The organism is Isoptericola sp. Y581, from assembly GCF_059445475.1.
Genome location: NZ_JCAIUK010000003.1, coordinates 484,482 through 504,929, shown reverse-complemented (window position 1 = coordinate 504,929; position 20,448 = coordinate 484,482). Strand labels below are relative to the sequence as shown.

General features: G+C 74.1%; 20 protein-coding genes. 14 read left to right on the top strand and 6 right to left on the bottom strand.

The genetic code is table 11. The annotated features are described in order from the left end of the window. The first annotated feature begins 112 nt into the window (after nucleotides 1-112). On the top strand, nucleotides 113-1,744 hold the full coding sequence (locus tag AC1C2W_RS08500; RefSeq protein ID WP_495412863.1) for an ABC-F family ATP-binding cassette domain-containing protein: 1,632 nt from the start codon (nucleotides 113-115) through the stop codon (nucleotides 1,742-1,744). A gap of 68 nt (nucleotides 1,745-1,812) precedes the next feature. Then, nucleotides 1,813-3,189 (top strand): M20/M25/M40 family metallo-hydrolase, encoded by a 1,377-nt coding sequence (locus AC1C2W_RS08495; RefSeq protein ID WP_495389169.1) that lies wholly within the window; start codon nucleotides 1,813-1,815, stop codon nucleotides 3,187-3,189. Nucleotides 3,190-3,220: 31 nt separating this feature from the next. Here the strand turns inward: AC1C2W_RS08495 and AC1C2W_RS08490 are convergent, their stop codons facing one another. Both AC1C2W_RS08490 and AC1C2W_RS08485 read right to left on the bottom strand, forming a co-directional pair. Next, nucleotides 3,221-4,090, bottom strand: a complete 870-nt coding sequence (locus tag AC1C2W_RS08490) for a fructosamine kinase family protein (RefSeq protein ID WP_495389490.1) — start codon at nucleotides 4,088-4,090, stop codon at nucleotides 3,221-3,223. Continuing rightward, on the bottom strand, nucleotides 4,087-4,338 hold the full coding sequence (locus AC1C2W_RS08485; RefSeq protein WP_495389170.1) for a DUF5703 family protein: 252 nt from the start codon (nucleotides 4,336-4,338) through the stop codon (nucleotides 4,087-4,089). The genes AC1C2W_RS08490 and AC1C2W_RS08485 overlap by 4 nt, the downstream gene beginning before the upstream one ends. Before the next feature lie 73 nt (nucleotides 4,339-4,411). Here AC1C2W_RS08485 and AC1C2W_RS08480 point away from each other — a divergent pair, with 73 nt between their 5' ends. Continuing rightward, on the top strand, nucleotides 4,412-4,753 hold the full coding sequence (locus AC1C2W_RS08480; RefSeq protein ID WP_495389171.1) for a primosomal protein: 342 nt from the start codon (nucleotides 4,412-4,414) through the stop codon (nucleotides 4,751-4,753). Here the strand turns inward: AC1C2W_RS08480 and AC1C2W_RS08475 are convergent. Continuing rightward, nucleotides 4,735-5,700: an aldo/keto reductase gene (locus AC1C2W_RS08475; protein WP_495389172.1), complete on the bottom strand. Its 966-nt coding sequence runs from the start codon at nucleotides 5,698-5,700 to the stop codon at nucleotides 4,735-4,737. The two genes, AC1C2W_RS08480 and AC1C2W_RS08475, sit on opposite strands and share 19 nt — an antisense overlap. A gap of 51 nt (nucleotides 5,701-5,751) precedes the next feature. Between AC1C2W_RS08475 and AC1C2W_RS08470 the strand changes: the two genes are divergently transcribed. Together AC1C2W_RS08470 and mshC are read left to right on the top strand one after the other, a co-directional pair. Next, nucleotides 5,752-6,624: an undecaprenyl-diphosphate phosphatase gene (locus AC1C2W_RS08470; protein ID WP_495389173.1), complete on the top strand. Its 873-nt coding sequence runs from the start codon at nucleotides 5,752-5,754 to the stop codon at nucleotides 6,622-6,624. A 60-nt stretch (nucleotides 6,625-6,684) separates the two neighbouring features. Beyond that, a complete protein-coding gene (mshC, locus tag AC1C2W_RS08465; protein WP_495389174.1) occupies nucleotides 6,685-7,968 on the top strand; it encodes a cysteine--1-D-myo-inosityl 2-amino-2-deoxy-alpha-D-glucopyranoside ligase in 1,284 nt (427 codons plus the stop codon). A gap of 25 nt (nucleotides 7,969-7,993) precedes the next feature. Here the strand turns inward: mshC and AC1C2W_RS08460 are convergent, their stop codons facing one another. After that, nucleotides 7,994-8,227 carry a hypothetical protein gene (locus AC1C2W_RS08460; protein WP_495412862.1) on the bottom strand — a complete coding sequence of 78 codons (234 nt, stop codon included), beginning with the start codon at nucleotides 8,225-8,227 and terminating at the stop codon, nucleotides 7,994-7,996. 94 nt (nucleotides 8,228-8,321) lie between these two features. Continuing rightward, nucleotides 8,322-9,242 carry a PAC2 family protein gene (locus tag AC1C2W_RS08455; protein ID WP_495412861.1) on the bottom strand — a complete coding sequence of 307 codons (921 nt, stop codon included), beginning with the start codon at nucleotides 9,240-9,242 and terminating at the stop codon, nucleotides 8,322-8,324. Between the two features lie 85 nt (nucleotides 9,243-9,327). Between AC1C2W_RS08455 and AC1C2W_RS08450 the strand changes: the two genes are divergently transcribed. Next, nucleotides 9,328-10,041: an HAD family hydrolase gene (locus AC1C2W_RS08450; RefSeq protein ID WP_495389177.1), complete on the top strand. Its 714-nt coding sequence runs from the start codon at nucleotides 9,328-9,330 to the stop codon at nucleotides 10,039-10,041. 9 nt (nucleotides 10,042-10,050) lie between these two features. Here the strand turns inward: AC1C2W_RS08450 and AC1C2W_RS08445 are convergent, their stop codons facing one another. Further along, the gene (locus AC1C2W_RS08445; RefSeq protein ID WP_495389178.1) at nucleotides 10,051-10,968 is read right to left on the bottom strand and encodes a RecB family exonuclease; all 918 of its coding nucleotides are present in this window, start codon (nucleotides 10,966-10,968) and stop codon (nucleotides 10,051-10,053) included. 77 nt (nucleotides 10,969-11,045) lie between these two features. Here AC1C2W_RS08445 and AC1C2W_RS08440 point away from each other — a divergent pair, with 77 nt between their 5' ends. The 8 genes from AC1C2W_RS08440 (at nucleotide 11,046) to pafA (ending at nucleotide 20,375) form a co-directional block, all read left to right on the top strand. Then, the gene (locus tag AC1C2W_RS08440) at nucleotides 11,046-12,164 is read left to right on the top strand and encodes a site-2 protease family protein (protein WP_495389179.1); all 1,119 of its coding nucleotides are present in this window, start codon (nucleotides 11,046-11,048) and stop codon (nucleotides 12,162-12,164) included. Nucleotides 12,165-12,211: 47 nt separating this feature from the next. Next, complete coding sequence (locus AC1C2W_RS08435; protein ID WP_495412880.1) at nucleotides 12,212-13,300, top strand: tRNA (adenine-N1)-methyltransferase; 1,089 nt, start codon at nucleotides 12,212-12,214, stop codon at nucleotides 13,298-13,300. Nucleotides 13,301-13,472: 172 nt separating this feature from the next. Continuing rightward, nucleotides 13,473-15,140: a proteasome ATPase gene (arc, locus tag AC1C2W_RS08430; protein WP_495389180.1), complete on the top strand. Its 1,668-nt coding sequence runs from the start codon at nucleotides 13,473-13,475 to the stop codon at nucleotides 15,138-15,140. A gap of 59 nt (nucleotides 15,141-15,199) precedes the next feature. Beyond that, entirely contained in the window at nucleotides 15,200-16,927 is a 1,728-nt protein-coding gene (dop, locus tag AC1C2W_RS08425; RefSeq protein WP_495412879.1) for a depupylase/deamidase Dop, read from the top strand. Between the two features lie 179 nt (nucleotides 16,928-17,106). After that, entirely contained in the window at nucleotides 17,107-17,304 is a 198-nt protein-coding gene (locus tag AC1C2W_RS08420; protein WP_495389181.1) for a ubiquitin-like protein Pup, read from the top strand. A gap of 6 nt (nucleotides 17,305-17,310) precedes the next feature. After that, complete coding sequence (gene prcB, locus AC1C2W_RS08415) at nucleotides 17,311-18,240, top strand: proteasome subunit beta (protein WP_495412860.1); 930 nt, start codon at nucleotides 17,311-17,313, stop codon at nucleotides 18,238-18,240. Beyond that, nucleotides 18,237-18,959 (top strand): proteasome subunit alpha, encoded by a 723-nt coding sequence (gene prcA, locus AC1C2W_RS08410; protein ID WP_495412859.1) that lies wholly within the window; start codon nucleotides 18,237-18,239, stop codon nucleotides 18,957-18,959. The genes prcB and prcA overlap by 4 nt, the downstream gene beginning before the upstream one ends. A 54-nt stretch (nucleotides 18,960-19,013) precedes the next feature. Continuing rightward, nucleotides 19,014-20,375 carry a Pup--protein ligase gene (pafA, locus tag AC1C2W_RS08405; RefSeq protein WP_495389184.1) on the top strand — a complete coding sequence of 454 codons (1,362 nt, stop codon included), beginning with the start codon at nucleotides 19,014-19,016 and terminating at the stop codon, nucleotides 20,373-20,375. The last annotated feature ends 73 nt before the right edge of the window (nucleotides 20,376-20,448 follow it).

Here is a 20,448-nt window from a genome sequence, read left to right as displayed (position 1 = left end):
ACCGCCTGACCGCGTCGACCCCACGGCTCCCCGCCGGCCACGTGCCGCGCGCGAGGAGAGAAGTCGGCGTACCCGCCGTCCGTCCTCCCCACGCCACCGCTGGAGCCCGCCCGTGCCTGTTACCCACCCCTCCGTCGCCCTGCGCGACGTCACCTTCTCGTGGCCCGACGGGGCCACCCCGATCGCCGGCGTCTCCGGCGCCTTCTCCCGTGGCCGCACCGGCCTCGTCGGCCTGAACGGCACCGGAAAGTCCACGCTGCTGCGCCTCGTCGCCGGCCGGCTGCGACCGTCGTCGGGTGCGATCGCCGTCTCCGGGGACGCGGACTACCTGCCGCAGCACCTCACCCTCGACACCCGCGCCACCGTGGCCGACCTGCTCGGCGTGCGCGGCGTCGTGGACGCCGTGCGCGCCATCACGGACGGCGACGTGGCACCCGACCGGCTCGAGAGGCTCTTCGACACCGTCGGCGACGGCTGGGACGTCGAGGAGCGTGCGGTCGCCGCGCTCGGTGCTGTCGGGTTGCCCGCCGCCGACGGCGTGCTCGACCGCCCGGTCGGCACGCTGTCGGGCGGCGAGGCGATGCTGGTGGCAGTCACCGGCGTGCGGCTGCGCGGCGCGGACGTCGCCCTGCTCGACGAGCCTACGAACAACCTGGACGGCGCCGCGCGCGAGCGCCTCCACGAGATCGTGCGCACGTGGCGCGGGGCGCTGGTGGTGGTCTCCCACGACCGCGACCTCCTCGAGCTCGTGGACGACACGGCGGAGCTGCGCACCGGCTCCCTGGCCACCTTCGGTGGGCCGTACTCGCAGTACGAGCAATGGCTCGAGGGGCAGCAGGAGGCGGCCCGCCAGGCGCTCCGTGACGCGGAGCAGACGCTGCGCCGGGAGAAGCGGCAGCGGGTCGAGGCCCAGGAGCGCATCGCGCACTCCGAGCGGCAGGGCCGCAAGGATGCCGCGAACAGCCGGTACGTCAAGGCCGTGATCAACGACCGCCGCAACTCGGCGCAGAAGGCGCAGGGCGCGCGGCGCGGCGCGGCGGCGGACAAGGAGGCCGTCGCGCGGGCCGCGGTCGAGTCGGCCGAGCGGTCGGTGCGCGACGACGACCGTATCGTCGTCGACCTGCCCGACCCCGACGTGCCCGCGGGCCGTCGCCTGGCCGTGCTGCGCGGGACGGACGGCCGCGAGATCGTCCTCGCCGGGCCGGAGCGCGTGGCGCTCACCGGCCCCAACGGCGTCGGGAAGACGACGCTTCTGGAGCAGCTCGTCGGGGGGTCGCCGGACGCACGGCCCGAAGGCTTCGGCTCGGGCGCCCGGGCGGAGGCGCTCACCGAGCGGGTCGGCTACCTGCCCCAGCGGCTCGACGTGCTCGACGACGACCAGACGGTGCTGGACGCGGTCCGCTCGGGTGCCCCGCACCTGACCCCGGGCGAGCTGCGCAACCGCCTCGCGCGGTTCCTCGTACGCGGCGACCAGGTGGACCGACCCGTCGCCACGCTCTCGGGCGGGGAACGCTTCCGCGTCACCCTCGCCCGACTGCTGCTGGCCGACCCGCCGGCGCAGCTGCTGGTGCTCGACGAGCCCACCAACAACCTGGACCTCACCAGCACCGATCAGCTCGTGCAGGCGCTGTCGGCCTACCGCGGCGGCCTGCTGGTGGTGAGCCACGACCGGGCGTTCCTGGAGCGCGTCGGGCTCGAGGCCGAGCTGGTGCTGGGGGCCGACGGCACCCTCGCGCGCACCTGACCGCCAGCATGCCGGGAGGAGCCCGGGTCCGGGCTCGTCCCGGCGGTGCGGCGACTACGGTGGGCCGCATGACGACCGAGCCGACGACCCGCCCGACGACCGGACCGACGGGCAACCCTGTCGTGCCGCCCACCGCCCCGACCAGCGCCGAGGACGAGGTCGCGCGGATCTGTCAGGACCTGCTGCGGATCGACACGTCGAACTACGGCAACGGCGAGGGGCCGGGGGAGCGGCGGGCGGCGGAGCACGTCGCCGCGCTGCTCACCGAGGTGGGTCTCGAGGTGGAGCTGTTCGAGTCGGAGCCCGGCCGGACCTCGGTCGTGACGCGGCTCGAGGGCACCGACCCCACGCGGCCCGCGCTGGTGCTGCACGGGCACACCGACGTGGTGCCCGCCGCCGCCGAGGACTGGTCGGTGGACCCGTTCGCGGGCGAGGAGATCGACGGCCTGCTGTGGGGTCGCGGCGCGGTGGACATGAAGGACATGGACGCGATGATCCTGTCCGTGGTGCGGCAGATGGCCCGCGAGGGACGCCGCCCGGCGCGCGACGTCGTCGTCGCCTTCTTCGCCGACGAGGAGGCGGGCGGCGTCCGCGGCGCGCAGTGGGCCGTGCGGCATCGGCCGGAGCTCTTCGAGGGCGCCACCGAGGCGATCAGCGAGGTGGGCGGCTTCTCGGTGGAGGTCGGCGGCCGGCGCGCCTACCTGCTGCAGACGGCGGAGAAGGGCCTCGCGTGGCTGCGCCTGGTCGCCGACGGGCGGGCCGGGCACGGCTCCCAGGTGAACCACGAGAACGCGGTGACGGAGCTCGCCGCGGCGGTCGCGCGCATCGGACAGCACAGCTGGCCCTCCACGCTCACGCCCACCGTGGACCAGCTGCTGCGCGGGGTGTCCGACCTCACCGGCCTCCGGTTCGATGCCGAGGACCCCGACGCGGTGGACGCGCTGGTGGCGGCGCTGGGCCCGGCGGCGAAGTTCGTCGGCGCCACGGTGCGGAACACCTCCAACCCGACCCAGCTCGAGGCCGGGTACAAGGCGAACGTGATCCCGGGCCGCGCCGAGGCCGCGATCGACGTCCGGCTGCTGCCGGGGCACGAGGAGGAGGGGATGGCGACCCTGCGCGAGCTGGCCGGCCCGCGCGTGCGGGTGGAGCCGATCCACCAGGACACCGCCCTCGAGGTGCCGTTCTCGGGCGACCTGGTCGACACGATGGTCGCCTCCCTTCTGGCGGAGGACCCGGGGGCAGTGGTGCTGCCGTACACGCTCTCGGGCGGCACGGACAACAAGTCCCTGTCGCGCCTCGGCATCACCGGCTACGGGTTCGCCCCGCTGCGGCTACCCGGGGACCTCGACTTCGCCGGCATGTTCCACGGCGTGGACGAGCGGGTCCCGGTCGACTCGCTGCGCTTCGGCACGCGCGTGCTGGACCGGCTGCTGCGCACCTGCTGACGGCCGCGGACGACCGCACACGACGGGCGCGTCAGGCCGCGCCCAGCCGGGCCAGCAGGTGGCGGGTCTGCTGCACGTACCCGCCCCCGAACAGCACGGCGTGCACCGCGAGCGGGTACAGCTGGTGCAGGCGCACCCGGTCGCGCCAGCCCGGCGCCGGCGGGTGCGCCGCCTCGTAGCCGGCCATGATCTCGTCCAGGTGCGGCGCGCCGAAGAGCGCGAGCATCGCCAGGTCGGCCTCGCGGTGCCCGCCGTGCGCCGCAGGGTCGATCAGCACCGCCTCGGCGGCGGACGCCGGCCCGGGAGCCCACAGGACGTTCCCCGACCAGAGGTCGCCGTGCACGCGCGCCGGCGCCTCGCGTGCAGCTGGGCCGGCGAGCGCGCCGAGCCGCCCGCACACGCGCTCGAACGCCGCAGCGTCCTGCGCGGTGAGCACGCCGCGCTCGCGCCCCTGCGCGGCGACCGGGCGCAGCCGCGCGTGGGCGTAGAACGCCGGCCAGTCGCCCCACGTGCCGGCGACCATGGGCAGCGGGTCGTCCAGCGGGCCGAAGTACCCGCGGACCGCCCCGGGCGGCAGCACGCCGAAGCCGTCCGCCCCGGCGTCGTGCAGGACGGCGAGCCGGCGCCCGAGGTCGCGTGCGGCGCTGGGCGTCGGGCGCGCCGCCGAGACCCGCTCGAGGTCGAGGTGCCCGGCACCGACGTCGAGGACCCGGGCGACGCGCGGGCCGCCCGGCACTCCGAGCCAGCGCAGGCCGGCGGCCTCCGTGTCGAAGAACCCGGGCGGAGCGTCGGGGCGGGACTTGCGGAAGGCCTCCGCCATGCCCGTCACCTGCCCCTGCTGTCGCCCGCTGTCGTCTGCTGTCACCTGCGCGTCCTCCTCGACCGGTGCGGTCGAGGTCAGAACGTCGGCGTGACCTTGATGATCTTGCGGCGCAGCCACACCCGGCGTTCGCCACCCATGTAGAGGCGGGTGCGGGCGAGCTCCCACCGGCCGTACTCGGCCTCCTCGGTGAGCATCCTGCGTGCGTCCGGGACGCTGGTGCCCCGGTCGATGGTGAGCACGCGGTACTCGTACTGTCCGTGCTTGCGCCAGGCGGACGTCGCGCCGGAGCGCGCGCCTGCCTGCGTCGTCGACGGGATCGAAGCCATCCGCCGTCCTCCCGAAGTGCTCGCGGGCGGTTTTTGTCTGCCCATTGTGCCCCCGGGGCGCTACCGTCAGAGCATGACCGCAGACCCGCGTGCCGCGCTGGACCGCTTTGTCGCCGCGTTGGAGGCGCACTACCACGCGGTGTCGACCCGCAGGGGGGACGACGACCCGGCGGTCGACGACGCGTACGAGGTGCTGGCCGATGCGTTCGAGGTCTACGAGGACGCGCTCGCCCAGGTGTACTCCGAGGTGACGCCCTTTTTCCTCGACGACGGTGAGGACGACGGCGACGAGGACGACGACGACGAGGACGACGACGGCGACGAGGAGGAGGACGACCTCGACGCCGATCTCGAAGGTGCCACCGACCGCGCCGAGGTGGAGCCCCCCGGCCAGGCCTACCAGCGCTCGGGGTAGCCGATCTCGGGGGCGGACACGTCGTCGAGAGCGGCGTGCACCTCGCCCGGGAGGTCGAGGTCCAGGGCCGCGACGGACGCGCGCAGTTGCGCCGGGGTGCGGGCGCCGACGATCGCGCTCGCGACGGTGTCACGGGCGAGGAGCCACGCGAGGGCCACCTCGAGCGGTGCGCGGCCGAGCCCGTCGGCGGCGGTGGCCACTGCCTCGACCACCGACGAGGAGGCCGCGTCCAGGTAGGGGTCGACGAAGGCCGCGAGGTGCGCGGACGCCGCCCGGGAGTCCGCCGGGATCGCCCGCCGGTACTTGCCGGTGAGAACGCCACGGCCCAGCGGGGACCAGGCCAGCAGGCCGAGGCCGAGGGCGTCGGCGGCGGGCACCACGTCGCGCTCGGCGCCGCGCTGCAGCAGGGAGTACTCGAGCTCCAGGGCGGTCAGGCCGGTGGCGTCGGCCTCCAGCAGGGTCGCCGCGCGGGCCGCCGCCCACCCGGGATGGTTGGAGAGCCCGACGTAGCGGGCCCGGCCGGACGCGACGGCGAGGCGCAGTGCGGAGACGGTCTCGGCGAGCGGCGTCGTCGGGTCGGGGCAGGCGACCAGGAACAGGTCCACGTGATCGGTGCCGAGGCGGGCCAGGGACGCGTCCAGGTCGGCGAGCAGCCCCGCCCGGGACGCGTCGACGGTGGCCCCGGAGCGGCCGGCGCGCACGCCGCCCTTGGTGCACAGCACCAGCTCGTCGCGGGCGACCTTCACGTCCAGGAGGGAACCGATGAGGCGTTCGGCGTCGCCGTCGCCGTACGTGGCGGCGGTGTCGACGAGGTTCCCGCCCGCGTCCACGAAGTCGCGCAGCTGCTCCCCGGCGTCGAGGTCGTCGGTGTCCCGCCCCCACGTCATCGTCCCCAGGCCCAGCTCGGACACGCGCAGGCCCGTGCGGCCCACCTGACGACGCTCCATGGCGGGCCAGGCTACCGGCAAACCCTCTGCGCCCGGGTAGTGTGACCGCCCGTGAATGCCTGGGAAGCGATCCTGCTCGGCCTGGTCCAGGGCCTGACCGAGTTCCTGCCGATCTCCTCGAGCGCGCACCTGCGCATCGTCGGGGAGCTGCTCGGCGGGAGCGATCCCGGGGCGGCGTTCACCGCGATCACCCAGATCGGCACCGAGGCGGCCGTGCTCCTGTACTACCGCCGCACCATCCGGGACATCTGCGTCGCCTGGTGGCGTTCGCTCGTGGGTGCCCACGGCCGCGACTGGCGGGCCCGCCTCGGCGCGCACGACGCGCAGGCACGCATGGCCTGGTTCATCGCGCTCGGCTCGATCCCCATCGGCGTGCTCGGCCTGCTCTTCCAGGACCAGATCGAGACGTACCTGCGCAACCTCTGGATCACCGTGACGACGCTCGTCGTCTTCGGCCTCCTGCTGGGTTGGGCGGACAAGATCGGGCGTCGCACCCGCAAGCTCGACGAGCTGACGCCGCGCCGCGCGGTCGCCTTCGGGTTCGCGCAGGCACTGGCGCTCATCCCGGGCGTGTCGCGCTCCGGTGGCACCATCACCGCGGGCCTGCTCATGGGGTTCACGCGCAAGGCTGCCGCGGACTACTCGTTCCTGCTGGCGGTCCCCGCCGTCCTCCTCTCAGGCTTCTACCAGCTCGCCAAGTCGGTCGGCGACGACCCCGCCCCCGGGGCGCCCGGGGCCGGCGCGACCCTCATCGCCACCCTCGTGGCGTTCGTCGTCGGCTACGTGGTGATCATCGGCTTCCTCAAGCTGATCACCACGCACTCCTTCATGCCGTTCGTCTGGTACCGGCTCGGCCTCGCGGCCGTGGTCGTGGTGCTGCTCCTCACCGGGGTGCTCACGGCGAACGGCGGGATCGTCGTTTGACGGGTCGGCCCGTGACCTTGCCGGTGACGGACCCGGTGACCTGACCGGTAGCCTGGGCGCGTGCGTTCCTGGCCCGCCCCGCAGATCCCCGAGCTCCCCGAACCGGCCGACGGCCGCCGCACCCCCGTCCGGGTGCACGACAGCACCACCGGACGGCTCGTGGACCCGGCGCCCGGGGAGTCCGCCCGCTACTACGTGTGCGGCATCACCCCGTACGACGCGACCCATCTCGGTCACGCCAGCACCTACCTGGCGTTCGACCTGCTGCACCGCGCGTGGCTCGACGCGGGCAAGGACGTGACCTTCGTCTCGAACGTCACCGACGTCGACGACCCGCTCCTGGAGCGTGCCACGGCCACCGGCGTCGACTGGCGGGACCTGGCGGCCGACCAGATCGCGCTGTTCCGCGAGGACATGACGGCGCTCGGCATGGTCCCGCCCGCCACCTGGACCGGCGCGGTCGAGTCGGTGCCCGCCGTCGTCGAGGCCGTCGAGCGGCTGCTGGAGGCCGGCTTCGCCTACCGCGTGCCGATCGAGCCGGGCGCGGGCGGCGACGACCCGGGCCTCGGCGACGTGTACGCCGACCTGTCCGCCGACCCCGACTTCGGCCGGGTCGGCGGGTTCGACCCGGCGACCATGGCCGCGCTCTTCGCCGAGCGCGGCGGCGACCCGCAGCGCGAGGGCAAGAAGGATCCGCTCGACCCGCTGCTGTGGCGGCGCGAGCGCGACGGCGAGCCCGCGTGGGACGGCGCGTCCCTGGGCACGGGCCGCCCGGGCTGGCACATCGAGTGCGCGGTGATCGCCCGGGACGGCCTCGGCCTGCCCTTCGACCTGCAGGGCGGGGGAGCGGACCTGCTGTTCCCGCACCACGAGATGTCCACCTCCCACGACCGCCTGCTCGGCGGCGGCGGCGCCCGGGTGCATGCGCACGCCGGTCTGGTCGCGTACCAGGGCGAGAAGATGAGCAAGTCGCGCGGCAACCTCGTGTTCGTCTCCGCGCTGCGGCACGCGGGGGTCGACCCGATGGCGATCCGGCTCGCGCTGCTCGGCCATCACTACCGGGACGAGTGGGAGTGGACCGACGCCGACCTCGACGCCGGCACGGCGCGGCTCGAGCGGTGGCGCACCGCGGTCTCCGGCAACGGCGGCCCCGACGCGGCCGGCACGCTCGCCGCCGTCCGCGCCGCGCTTGCCGACGACCTCGACGGCCCGGCGGCGCTCGCGGCCGTCGACGCCTGGGCCGACCGCTCGCTCGAGGAGGGCCGCGACACCGCGTCCGACCACGAGGGTGCTCCCGGCGTGCTGGCCCGGGCCATCGACGCCCTCCTGGGCGTGCGGCTCTAGCCTCCGCGCCTTCGCCCCGCCCGGCTCAGGCGACCGGGTCCGCCCGGATGCCGTCGTCCATGCTCAGCAGCCCGGTGCGGACCAGGGCGTCGACCCAGTCCTCGAGCTCCCCGACCTCAGGCGCGGGCGTCCACCGCTCGCCGATCCGCACCGACCCGGACCACACCGGCAGCGCGATCGTGGCGCCGAGCGCCGGGTTCTTGCAGAGGCCGCCACGAACACAAAGGGCGCGAGCTCGACCCCCCCCAGTACGTCTCACCCTCGATGCTCGTCACGGTGCGGGCGTGCAGGCTCGGCCCGTCGAGCTCGGCGTCCAGACCGCCGTCAGGATGTCGGATGAAGGAGGGGTGGGCCTAGCCCCGGTCGCCCTTGTCCCCCTTGTCGCCCTCCCCGCCCTTGTCGCCGCCCTTGTCGCCGCCCTTGTCGCCGCCCACGTCGCGGCGGCGCAGATAGCGCTCGAACTCGCGGGCGATGGCATCGCCGGACGCCTCGGGCAGCTCGGCGGTGTCCTTGGCCTCCTCGAGCTGCTGCACGTACTCCGCGATCTCGGCGTCGTCCGACGCGAGCTCGTCGACGCCGTGCTGCCAGGCCTCGGCGTCCTCGGGCAGCTCGCCCAGCGGCACCGGGGCGGCGATCAGCTCCTCCACACGGGTGAGGATCGCCAGCGCGGCCTTCGGCGACGGCGGGTTGGCGACGTAGTGCGGCACCGCCGCCCACAGCGACACGGACTGGAACCCGCGCCGGTCGGCCTCGTGCTGCAGCACCCCGACGATCCCCGTGGGGCCCTCGTAGGTGCTGGGCTCGACGTCGAGCACCGCCTGCAGCCCGGAGCTCTCGGTGGTGGCCGTCATCGGGATCGGGCGGGTGTGGGGGACATCGGCGAGCAGCGCGCCCAGGGTGACCACGGTGCGCACGCCGTGCTCGGCGGCGAGGTCGAGCAGCTCCGCGCAGTACGACCGCCACCGGAACGACGGCTCGATGCCGTGCACGAGCACCACGGAGCGGTCGGGCAGCTCGGCGACGGAGACGGTGGTGGTGGGCCAGGTGAGCGTGCGCTCCCCGTCGGGCCCGGTCTCCGTGACCGGGCGGTTCACCTGGAAGTCGTGGTAGTCCTCCGGGTCCAGCTCCCGCACCTGGTGGGCGTCCCACACCTCGGCCAGGTGGGTGAGGGCCGCGGTCGCGGCGCTCCCGGCGTCGTTCCATCCCTCGAACGCGGCGATCATCACGGTCTGCCGTGCGGCGTGGCGCCCGGTGTTCTCCGGCTCGGTCGTCATCCGTCCAGCGTATACAGCGCCCGCGCGTGCCCGACGTCACGCGGACGCGGGGAATGGGCGCGCGCCCGGTCCGTACGATGGAGGGGTGCCAGAGACCCTCGCCCCCGCCCCGGAACCGACCGCCCCGACCCTGCCGGCCGCGGTCCTGTGGGACATGGACGGCACGCTCGTGGACACCGAGCCGTACTGGATCGCGGCGGAGCACGAGCTCGTGGCCGAGCATGGGGGCACGTGGAGCGACGAGCAGGCGCTGCAGATGGTCGGCAACGCCCTGACGGTCTCGGCGGCGATCCTGCGCGACCAGGGCGGTGTCGACCTCCCCGTGGATGAGATCGTCGAGCGGCTCCTGCGGCGCGTGATCGAGCAGGTGCGCGTGGAGGTGCCGTGGCAGCCCGGCGCGCTGAACCTCCTCACCGCGCTGGCCGACGCGGGCGTGCCCTGCGCGCTGGTGACGATGAGCTACACCGAGCTGGCCGGGGAGGTCGTGTCGCGGGCTCCGGCCGAGTCCTTCGCCACGATCGTCACGGGTGACCAGGTGACGCGGGGCAAGCCCGACCCGGAGCCGTACCTGCTGGCGGCCGAGAGGCTAGGCGTCGACGCGAGCGCCTGCGTCGCGATCGAGGACTCCCCGACGGGGATCGCGTCGGCGCGCGCCGCGGGCGTGACCACGCTCGGCGTCGAGGCCGTGCTGCCCGTCCCTCGGCTGGAGGGCCTGAGCCGCGTGTCGTCCCTGGAGAAGGTGGACGTCGCCACCATCGCGCGCATCGGCGCCGGGCAGGTCGTCGACCTCACGGTGTGACGGTGACGGTCACGGTGTGACGGGCGCAGCCGCCTCGACCTCGACCCCGAGCCGCTCGCGCAGCGCCTCCGCCGGCACGACGGGCGGCTCGCCGCCGAACTCGGGGCACACCGACTGGTGCGCGCACCACCCGCACAGCCGGCTGCGCCGCGGGCGCCAGTCCCCGGTGCGCGCCGCGTCCTCGATCGCCGACCACAGGGCGCGCACCTTGGCCTCCGTGGCCTCGAGCTCCCGCTCGCTGGGCTCGGCCCGCAGCACCTGGCCGTCGCCGAGGTACACGAGCTGCAGCATGCGCGGGAGCACCCCGCGCTCGCGCCACAGCACGAGCCCGTAGAAACGCATCTGGAACAGGGCCGACGCCTCGTACCCCGGGCCGGGCGCCCGGCCCGTCTTGTAGTCGACCACCCGCAGCGCGCCGTCGGGCGCGACGTCGAGCCGGTCCACGATCCCCCGCAGCGCGGGACCGTCGTCCAGCAGGGTCTCGACGCGCAGCTCACGGGCCTCCGGCTCCAGCCGGTTGGGGTCCTCGAGCGTGAAGTACGTGCCGAGAAGCTTGCGCGCGCGCCCGAGCCAGTCCTCGGGCGTGGTGCCGGCGGCGTCGCCGCCCGGCTCGAAGAGCGTGGCGTACCGCGGCTCGGCCGCGACCAGGCGGTGCCACTCGCCCGGCAGCAGCGCCACCGCCGCCTCCGGGGTGCGCTCGCCGCGCGGGGCGTCGTAGAGCCGCTCGAGGACGGCGTGCACCAGCGTGCCGCGCGCCGCGGCCGACGACGGGGGCTCGGGCAGCCGGTCCACGACGCGGAAGCGGAACAGCAGCGGGCACTGCATGAAGTCGTTCGCGCGAGACGGCGACAGCCCCGGGATGCGCACGGAAGGCGCCGCGGGCGCTGCGGGTGCCGTGGGCGCCGTGGGACCCGTGGTCGTCGTCATGCGCGTCACCCTACGGGCGGCTCCGGACACACCCGGACACGCCGGGACGCACCCGGTGCGGCGGCTAGCCTGGCCCCGTGACCTCTCGCTCCCGGGGATGGGTGGTCGGCCGCGTCGCGGGCGCCCCCGTCCTCGTCACCCCCTCGTGGTTCCTCGGCGCCGTCGTCCTCACCCTGGTGTTCGCGCCCACCGTCAGCCGGTTCTCCCCGCAGATGGCGACCACCAGCGTGCTCGTCGTCGCCTTCGCCTTCGTGCTGCTGCTGTTCGCCTCCGTCTTCCTGCACGAGATGGCGCACGCGCTCGTGGCCAGAGCGCGCGGGCACAAGGTGACCGAGCTGGCCGTGACGCTCTGGGGCGGGCACACGGCGTACACGGGCGCCGGGGCGCGCCCCCTCGACGGCGCGCTGGTCGCCGTCGTAGGGCCCCTGACCAACCTGGTCCTCGCCGCGGCATTCTGGGTCGCGTTCCAGCTCCAGCCCGCGGCGACGGTGCCGTCGATGCTGCTGCTCGCGGGGGCGTTCTCGAACGCGTTCGTCGGGATCTTCAACCTGCTGCCCGGCCTGCCGCTCGACGGCGGGCAGATCCTCGAGTCGATCGTCTGGGGTGCGACCGGCTCCCGCACGCGCGGCACCGTGGCCGCCGGCTGGGTGGGTCGCGTGGTCGCCGTCGGCGTCGTCGCGTGGGCGCTGCTATGGCCGCTGCAGGACGGCCGGTCGCCCTCCTGGGTCACGGTCGTCTGGGCGGCGCTCATCGGCGCGTTCCTGTGGTCCGGGGCCGGTGAGGCGATCAAGGGCGCGCACTCGCGGGCGCAGGTCGCGGGGCTGTCCGCGCGCGGGCTGGCCGTCCCCGCCGTCGTCGTCCCGGTCGGCACGACGGTCGCCGGCGTGTCGGACGCCGCGGCCGCCCACCCCGGCGCGGTCGTGACCGTGGCCGGGCCACAGGGCGAGCCGGTGGGCTGGGTGGACCCCGCGGCCGCCGCCAGCGTGCCCGCCGACCAGGCGCGCATGACCCCGGTCGAGGCCGTCGTGGTCCCGTTCCCGCCCGGCTCCGCGGTGGCGGCCGGCCTGGAGGGCAACGACCTGCTGACCCACCTGGCCCGCGCGTCGTCCGGGGCCCGCGTGGTGCCGGTCGTCGAGGGCGGCCGGGTCACCGGGGTGCTGGACGTGGCGAGGGTGGCGGCTGCGCTGCGCCGGTAGACTCGCCCGTCGTGACTCCCGCCGACCCCGCACCCCGCCCGACCGACATGTCGACCTCTCTCTCGACCGACTCGACGGTCGGCACGGCCACCGGCGCCGAGCTGCGCCGGGGCCCTCTGCGCGTGGGCGACAGGGTGCAGCTGACCGACCCCAAGGGGCGCCTGCACACCATCACCCTGCAGCCCGAGGGCACGTTCCACACGCACAAGGGCTACTTCCGGCACGAGGACCTCATCGGGCGCCCCGAGGGGTGGGTCGTGACCAACACGGCCGGCATCGAGTACCTCGCCCTGCGGCCCCTGCTCAGCGACTACGTGCTCTCCATGCCGCGCGGCGCGGCGGTCGTCTACCCGAAGGACGCCGGCCAGATCGTGCAGATGGCCGACATCTTCCCGGGCGCGCGCGTCGTCGAGGCCGGCGTCGGTTCCGGCGCGCTGACCATGTCCCTGCTGCGTGCCGTCGGCGACGCCGGCGAGCTGCACTCGATCGAGCGCCGCGAGGACTTCGCCGCGATCGCGCGCGGCAACGTCGAGTCCTTCTTCGGGGGCGCGCACCCGGCGTGGCGGCTCTCGGTCGGCGACCTGTCCGACGTGCTGCCCACCGTCGCGGACCCCGGCACCGTCGACCGCGTGGTGCTCGACATGCTCGCCCCGTGGGAGAACACCGACGCCGTCGCGGAGGCGCTCGCGCCCGGCGGCGTGCTCATCTGCTACGTCGCGACGGCCACCCAGCTCTCCCGCACCGCCGAGGACCTGCGCGCCGACGGCCGGTTCGCCGAGCCCCAGGCCTGGGAGTCCATGGTGCGCGGCTGGCACCTGGAGGGCCTGGCGGTGCGCCCGCAGCACCGGATGATCGGCCACACGGGCTTCCTGGTGACGGCGCGTCGGCTCGCGGACGGCGTCACCCCTCCCGAGCGCACCCGCCGCCCCTCGAAGGGCGCGTACCCCGGCCCGGAGGCGACCTGGTCGGAGGAGGCCCTGGGCGAACGCCCCGTCTCGGACAAGAAGGTCCGCCGGGTGCGCCGCGACCTCGGCGTCGCTCCCGGGGACGGGGCGCCCGACGCGACGGATGCCGCCCCCGAGGCACCCCTCGAAGTCTCCCTCGAAGCTCCCCGCGAGGACCCGGAGCAGGTCTGAGGCCCGGTCACCGGGAGGTCTCGGTCGTGTGAACGTCGCGACCGCTCCGTGAAATGAACCCCCGGACGTCCTTGTTGATGTCTAGGGTGCGTGTTGATGTCTAGGGTGCTTAGTCCGGGGGCACCTTCCCGCCCGGGGAGGCGGCCACCCGGCCCGCACGAGAGGGGATGCGATGACCGACTACCCTGTCCGACCGGAGCCTCGACCGGAGCCGTCGGGGCTCCCCACCGGGCCGAGCCACGACGCGCAGCTTGCTCTCATCGCCGCCAAGAACGAGCGGCTCGCCGAGGCGCTCCGCGCCGCGCGCGACCAGATCGTCGAGCTCAAGGGCCAGATCGACGAGCTCGCCAAGCCCCCGGGCACCTACGCGACGTTCCTCGCGGCGCACGAGGACGGCAGCGTCGACATCTCGTCGGCCGGCCGCAAGATGCACGTGCAGGCGAGCCCCGGCCTCGGGGTCGACACGCTCCGCCCGGGCCAGGAGGTCAAGCTCAACGAGGCCATGACCGTGGTCGAGGCCGGCGGGTACGAGCGCACCGGCGAGCTGGTCACCGTCAAGGAGGTGCTCGACGCCGAGCGGGTGCTCGTGGTCGGTCGCGCCGACGAGGAGCGGGTGGTCCGCCTGGCCGGGTCGGTCGCGGACGCCGCGTTGCGCGTCGGGGACGCGCTGACCGTCGACGTGCGGAGCGGCTTCGTGTACGAGGTGGTGCCCAAGTCCGAGGTCGAGGAGCTCGTCCTCGAGGAGGTCCCGGACATCGCCTACGAGGACATCGGCGGGCTCGGGCCGCAGATCGAGCAGATCCGTGACGCCGTCGAGCTGCCGTTCTCGCACCCGGACCTCTTCCGCGAGCACGGCCTGCGCCCGCCCAAGGGCGTGCTGCTGTACGGGCCCCCCGGCTGCGGCAAGACGCTCATCGCCAAGGCAGTGGCGAGCTCCCTCGCGGGGATGGTCGCGACCACGCAGGGCGGCGACCCCGGCGCGAAGAGCTATTTCCTCAACGTCAAGGGCCCGGAGCTGCTCAACAAGTACGTGGGCGAGACGGAGCGGCACATCCGGCTGATCTTCGCCCGCGCCCGGGAGAAGGCGACCCAGGGCGCCCCCGTCGTCGTGTTCTTCGACGAGATGGAGTCGCTCTTCCGCACCCGCGGCACGGGCCTGTCGTCGGACGTCGAGACGACGATCGTGCCCCAGCTCCTGGCCGAGATCGACGGCGTCGAGCGGCTCGACAACGTCATCGTCATCGGCGCCTCCAACCGCGAGGACATGATCGACCCCGCGATCCTGCGGCCCGGCCGGCTGGACGTGAAGATCAAGATCGAGCGGCCGGACGCCGAGGGCGCCACGGAGATCTTCGGCAAGTACCTCACGCCGGCGCTGCCCATCCACCCGGACGACCTGGCGGAGCACGGCGGCAGCGAGTCCGAGGCGATCGAGGCCATGATCAGCAGCGTCGTCGAGCGCATGTACTCCGAGGACGAGGAGAACCAGTTCCTCGAGGTCACGTACGCCTCGGGGGACAAGGAAACGCTGTACTTCAAGGACTTCAACTCCGGCGCCATGATCCAGAACGTCGTGGACCGCGCCAAGAAGTCGGCCATCAAGGACCTCCTGTCCACGGGGCAGCGCGGCATCCGCGTGGAGCACCTGCTGTCCGCGTGCGTGGACGAGTTCAAGGAGAACGAGGACCTGCCCAACACGACCAACCCCGACGACTGGGCACGGATCAGCGGCAAGAAGGGCGAGCGCATCGTCTTCATCCGCACGATCGTCCAGAAGAAGGGCGGGGACGGTACGCCGCGCACCATCGACACGGTGACGAGCACGGGCCAGTACCTGTAGCCCCGGGCCGCACCAGGGGCCCGGACCCCTAGGGTGGTGGCGTGAGCGTTCGTCGCGTGATGGGGATCGAGACCGAGTACGGCGTGCTGGCACCGGGACGGCCGATGGCCAACCCGATGCTCATGAGCTCCCAGGTGGTCATGACGTACCGCGCCCTGGTGGCGCGGGCGGGCGCCCGCCCGCCCGCGCGCTGGGACTACGACGACGAGGACCCGCTGCAGGACGCCCGCGGCTTCCACCTGCAGCGCGCGTCCGCCCATCCGTCGCTGCTCACGGACGACCCGTCGCGCCCTGCGCCCTCGGGGCCGGGCGCGGCAGCCGCCGGGGAGGGACCCGTGTCGGCACAGATCGCGTCCGCGGGCGGCACGCCCGGGACGTCGGGTCGCGGACGCGCCGCCGGGCGCTCGGCGGCCCGGCAGCAGCCGGAGGACGTCGAGCGGCCCTCCACCGAGGACTACGACGACCCGAGCGCCGCGAACTGCATCCTCACCAACGGCGCCCGTCTGTACGTCGACCACGCCCACCCCGAGTACTCCTCGCCGGAGGTCACCGGGCCGCGGGACGGCGTGCTGTGGGACGTCGCGGGGGAGCGGGTGATGCTGGCGTCGGTGCGGGCGCTCGCGGAGGTGCCCGGCGGCGAGGTGGTGCTGTACAAGAACAACGTCGACGGCAAGGGCGCCAGCTACGGCACGCACGAGAACTACCTCGTCGACCGGGAGCTACCGTTCGGCACGCTCGTCGAGCTGCTGACGCCGTTCCTCGTCACGCGCCAGGTGTTCACCGGCTCCGGCCGCGTGGGCCTCGGGGCGACGGGGGCCGAGCCGGGCTTCCAGCTCTCCCAGCGCGCGGACTACATCGAGGCCGAGGTCGGTCTGGAGACCACCCTGCGCCGCCCGATCGTCAACACCCGCGACGAGCCGCACGCGGACCGCGCACGCTGGCGCCGGCTGCACCTCATCATCGGCGACGCCAACCTGTTCGAGGTCGCGACGTTCCTCAAGCTCGGCACCACCTCGCTCGTGCTCTGGGTGCTCGAGCACCTGGAGGAGCTGGCCGAGGCGGGCGTCCCCGCGCGCGAGGAGCTGGCCGCGCTCCGGCTCGCCGACCCGGTCGCGGACGTGCAGCGGGTGTCGCGCGACCTGAGCCTGACCGTCCGCCTGGAGCTCGCCGACGGCAGCCGCCGCACGGCGCTGGAGATCCAGGAGGCGTACGTCGACGTCGTGGCGCGCGCCCTCGGCGCCGTGGGCACCGGCGAGGGGGTCGAGGGCGTCGACGACGAGACCGCGCAGGTGCTGGACCGCTGGCGCTCGGTGCTGAGCCGGCTCGCCGCCGATCCGGCGACGTGCGCGCGCGAGGTCGAGTGGGTCGCGAAGCGTCGCCTGCTGGAGGGGCTGCGCTCCCGCGACGGGCTGGACTGGGACCATTCGCGGCTGCGCGCCCTCGACCTGCAGTGGACGGACGTGCGCCCGGAGCGGGGCATCTACCACCGGCTCGTGGCGTCGGGCGCCGTGGAGCGCCTCGTCGACGACGACCGCGTCGCGGACGCGGTGCACCACGCGCCCGCGGACACTCGCGCCTGGTTCCGGGGCGAGGTCATGGCGCGCTACGCCGACCAGGTCTCGGCCGCGAGCTGGGACTCCGTGATCTTCGACGTCCCCGGCGCCGCTGCCCTGCAGCGGGTCCCGATGCTCGACCCCGCGCGCGGGACGCGGGAGCACATCGGCGCGCTCCTGGACGCCAGCCCGGACGCGGCCGCGCTGCTCAAGGGGCTGCGCGGCGAGGGATGACCGCCCAGGTGGAGGCGCCCGCGGGGGCGGACGGCCCGCCCGTGGGTGGTCTCTTTCAGCCCAGGGCGCAACCGGCACGGACGTCGGCGCGCGCTGTCGGCCCCAGCGCATAGGCTGGCGATCGCGAGACACTCCCGGAGCCTCCCGCCGGGGGCCCGCAGCAGCAAAGGAGGCGGACCATGGCCGGTCAGGAACGGATCAACCCGCAGCACGAGGACCGCGCGCCCGACGACGACGCGGGCACCCCCGCCCCGGCCGCCCCGCAGGCGTCCGAGCGGGACGCCGAGGTGGACGCCCTGCTGGAGGAGATCGACGAGGTCCTCGAGACCAACGCCGAGTCGTTCGTGCGCGGCTTCGTGCAGAAGGGCGGTCAGTGATCGCCCATGGCCACCATTGATAGCCCAGGCAGCTCGGGGCGGCTCCCGGACGCGTTCCTGCGTCCGGGATCGTCCTCGTTCGTGGACTTCCTCGCCGCCCACGCGCCCGACCGGCTGCCGGGCCACCGCGCCACCCTCGGCGGAGCCGGGGCGTCGGCCGACGGGCTGGCACCGCATGCGACGACCGTCGTCGCCCTCACGTTCGGCACGGACGACGGGGGCCGCGGCGTGATCATGGCCGGCGACCGGCGGGCGACCGCCGGGAACCTGATCGCGAGCCGGGAGATGGAGAAGGTCTTCGCGGCCGACGCGTATTCGGTGGTCGGCATCGCCGGCTCCGCGGGCGTCGCGATCGAGCTCGTGCGGCTGTTCCAGCTCGAGCTGGAGCACTACGAGAAGATCGAGGGCTCCCTGCTCTCCCTGGACGGCAAGGCCAACCGGCTCTCGACGATGATCCGCGGCAACCTCCCGATGGCCCTGCAGGGCCTCGCGGTGGTGCCGCTCTTCGCCGGCTACGACCTCGACCGCGGCTACGGCCGGCTGTTCAGCTACGACGTCACCGGCGGGCGCTACGAGGAGTACGACCACCACTCGGTCGGCTCCGGCTCCGTGTTCGCCCGGGGCGCCCTGAAGAAGCTGTGGCGGCCGGGCCTGGACGCCGCCTTGGCCGTGGGCGTCGCGATCGAGGCGCTGTACGACGCGGCCGACGACGACAGCGCGACCGGTGGCCCGGACCCCGTGCGCCAGATCTGGCCCGTGGTCAACGTCGTCGCGGCCGACGGCGTGCGCCGGGTGGGCGACGACGAGCTCGCCGCCTTGGTCCAGCGGATCGTGACCGAGCGGAGCGCGGCCCACCGGGCCGCGCACGGCGACCGGCCCGCCGGCGGCGCCCCGCGAAACCGCCAGCAGGGGACGCAGGGAGGTGCGCACGCATGACGATGCCGTTCTACGTCTCGCCCGAGCAGCTCATGAAGGACCGGGCGGACTTCGCCCGCAAGGGCATCGCCCGTGGCCGGTCCGTCGTGGTGCTGGCCTACGACGGGGGGATCGCGTTCGCCACGGAGAACCCGTCGCGCGCGCTGCACAAGATCTCCGAGATCTACGACCGCATCGCGTTCGCCGCGGTCGGCAAGTACAACGAGTTCGAGAACCTGCGCGTGGCCGGCGTGCGCTACGCGGACCTGCGCGGGTTCTCCTACGACCGCACCGACGTCACGGCGCGGGGCCTCGCCAACGCGTACGCGCAGACACTCGGCACCGTCTTCACCACGGAATCCAAGCCGCTCGAGGTCGAGCTCGTCGTCGCGGAGGTGGGGTCCACCCCGGCCGAGGACCAGATCTACCGCCTCTCCTACGACGGCTCGGTCGCCGACGAGCACGGGCACGTGGTCATGGGCGGACAGGCGGAGCAGCTGGCCGCACGGGTCGGAGAGGCCTGGCACGAGGTCATGACGCTGCCGGAGGTGCTGGCCCTGGCGGTGCGCACGCTCGGAGCGGTGGGGGCCGACGGCGCCGTCGTCCCCCCCGGCGAGGAGCGGGAGATCGCACCCGCGGGGCTCGAGGTGGCGGTGCTCGAGCGCGAGGGCCGGCGACGGGCGTTCCGCCGGCTGCAGGGCGCCGCGCTCGCCGGGCTGCTCGAGCAGCCCGGCGACTGAGACGGGTTCGAGCAGGGCCGAACGGGTCGAGCAGGACCGACAGAGGGAGGCGTCGTGGACCGCAGGATCTTCGGTCTGGAGACCGAGTACGGGGTGACGTGCGCGGCGGACGACGGGCGGGGCCTCTCCGCCGACGAGGTGGCGCGCTACCTGTTCCGCAAGGTCGTGGCGTGGGGGCGGTCGTCGAACGTCTTCCTGCGCAACGGCTCGCGGCTGTACCTCGACGTCGGCTCCCACCCGGAGTACGCCACCGCGGAGTGCGACGACGTGCACCAGCTGGTCGCCTACGACCGCGGGGGCGAGCGCATCCTCGAGGGGCTGGTCGCCGACGCGCAGGAGCGACTGGAGCACGAGGGCCTGTCCGGCAAGGTGCACCTGTTCAAGAACAACACCGACTCGGCGGGCAACTCCTACGGGTGCCACGAGAACTACCTCGTGCGCCGCCAGGGAGACTTCTCGCGGCTTTCCGACGTGCTGGTCCCGTTCCTCATCACGCGCCAGGTGCTCACCGGCGCCGGCAAGGTGCTCGCCACGCCGCGGGGCGCGGTCTTCTGCCTGTCGCAGCGGGCGGACCACATCTGGGAGGCCGTCTCCAGCGCCACCACGCGGTCACGGCCGATCATCAACACCCGCGACGAGCCGCACGCCGATGCCGAGAGCTACCGCCGCCTCCACGTCATCGTGGGCGACTCGTCCATGGCCGAGCCGACGACGATGCTCAAGGTGGGCGCCACCGACCTCGTCCTGCGGCTCGTCGAGGCCGGCGTGCCGATGCGCGACCTCACCCTGGAGAACCCGATCCGCGCGATCCGGGAGATCAGCCACGACCGCACCGGGCTGCACCCGGTGCAGCTCGCCAACGGCCGCACGGCCACGGCCGTCGACATCCAGTGGGAGTACTTCCACCGGGTCCGCGAGCACGTGGACGCGCACCTGGGCGCGACACCCGTCGTCAAGCAGGTGCTGGAGCTGTGGGAGCGCGGGCTGCGCGCCCTGGAGACGTCCAACCTGACCCTGGTGGACCGGGAGCTGGACTGGGTCATCAAGCTGCGCCTCATCGAGCGCTACCAGGCCAAGCACGACCTGGCCCTGGACGACCCGCGCATCGCCCGGCTCGACCTGGCGTACCACGACATCTCCCGCACCGAGGGCCTGTACAACCTGCTCGCCGCGCGCGGCATGGTCGAGCGGGTGGTGACCGACCTCGAGGTCTTCGAGTCGACGGCGGTGCCGCCGCCCACGACGCGGGCCAAGCTGCGCGGCGACTTCGTGCGCGCCGCGCAGGAGGCGCGCCGCGACTACACGGTCGACTGGGTGCACCTCAAGCTGAACGACCAGGCGCAGCGCACCGTGCTGTGCAAGGACCCGTTCCGCAACGTGGACGAGAGGGTCGATCGGTTGATCGAGTCCATGTAGTCGTCGCTGGTCGAGCTGGTCGAGATCCGGTGGTCGGGTCTGTCGAGATCCGGCGGCCTCTCTGCGTGGACGC

Bases quoted from the DNA above. Each gene is read 5' to 3' on its own strand.
- AC1C2W_RS08420 (WP_495389181.1), top strand. From the start codon at position 17,107: ATGGCCGGTCAGGAACGGATCAACCCGCAGCACGAGGACCGCGCGCCC.
- AC1C2W_RS08435 (WP_495412880.1), top strand. From the start codon at position 12,212: ATGTCGACCTCTCTCTCGACCGACTCGACGGTCGGCACGGCCACCGGC.
- AC1C2W_RS08480 (WP_495389171.1), top strand. From the start codon at position 4,412: ATGACCGCAGACCCGCGTGCCGCGCTGGACCGCTTTGTCGCCGCGTTG.
- prcA (WP_495412859.1), top strand. From the start codon at position 18,237: ATGACGATGCCGTTCTACGTCTCGCCCGAGCAGCTCATGAAGGACCGG.
- arc (WP_495389180.1), top strand. From the start codon at position 13,473: ATGACCGACTACCCTGTCCGACCGGAGCCTCGACCGGAGCCGTCGGGG.
- AC1C2W_RS08475 (WP_495389172.1), bottom strand. From the start codon at position 5,700: ATGGAGCGTCGTCAGGTGGGCCGCACGGGCCTGCGCGTGTCCGAGCTG.
- AC1C2W_RS08455 (WP_495412861.1), bottom strand. From the start codon at position 9,242: ATGACGACCGAGCCGGAGAACACCGGGCGCCACGCCGCACGGCAGACC.
- AC1C2W_RS08495 (WP_495389169.1), top strand. From the start codon at position 1,813: ATGACGACCGAGCCGACGACCCGCCCGACGACCGGACCGACGGGCAAC.
- AC1C2W_RS08445 (WP_495389178.1), bottom strand. From the start codon at position 10,968: ATGACGACGACCACGGGTCCCACGGCGCCCACGGCACCCGCAGCGCCC.
- prcB (WP_495412860.1), top strand. From the start codon at position 17,311: ATGGCCACCATTGATAGCCCAGGCAGCTCGGGGCGGCTCCCGGACGCG.
- dop (WP_495412879.1), top strand. From the start codon at position 15,200: ATGGGGATCGAGACCGAGTACGGCGTGCTGGCACCGGGACGGCCGATG.
- AC1C2W_RS08485 (WP_495389170.1), bottom strand. From the start codon at position 4,338: ATGGCTTCGATCCCGTCGACGACGCAGGCAGGCGCGCGCTCCGGCGCG.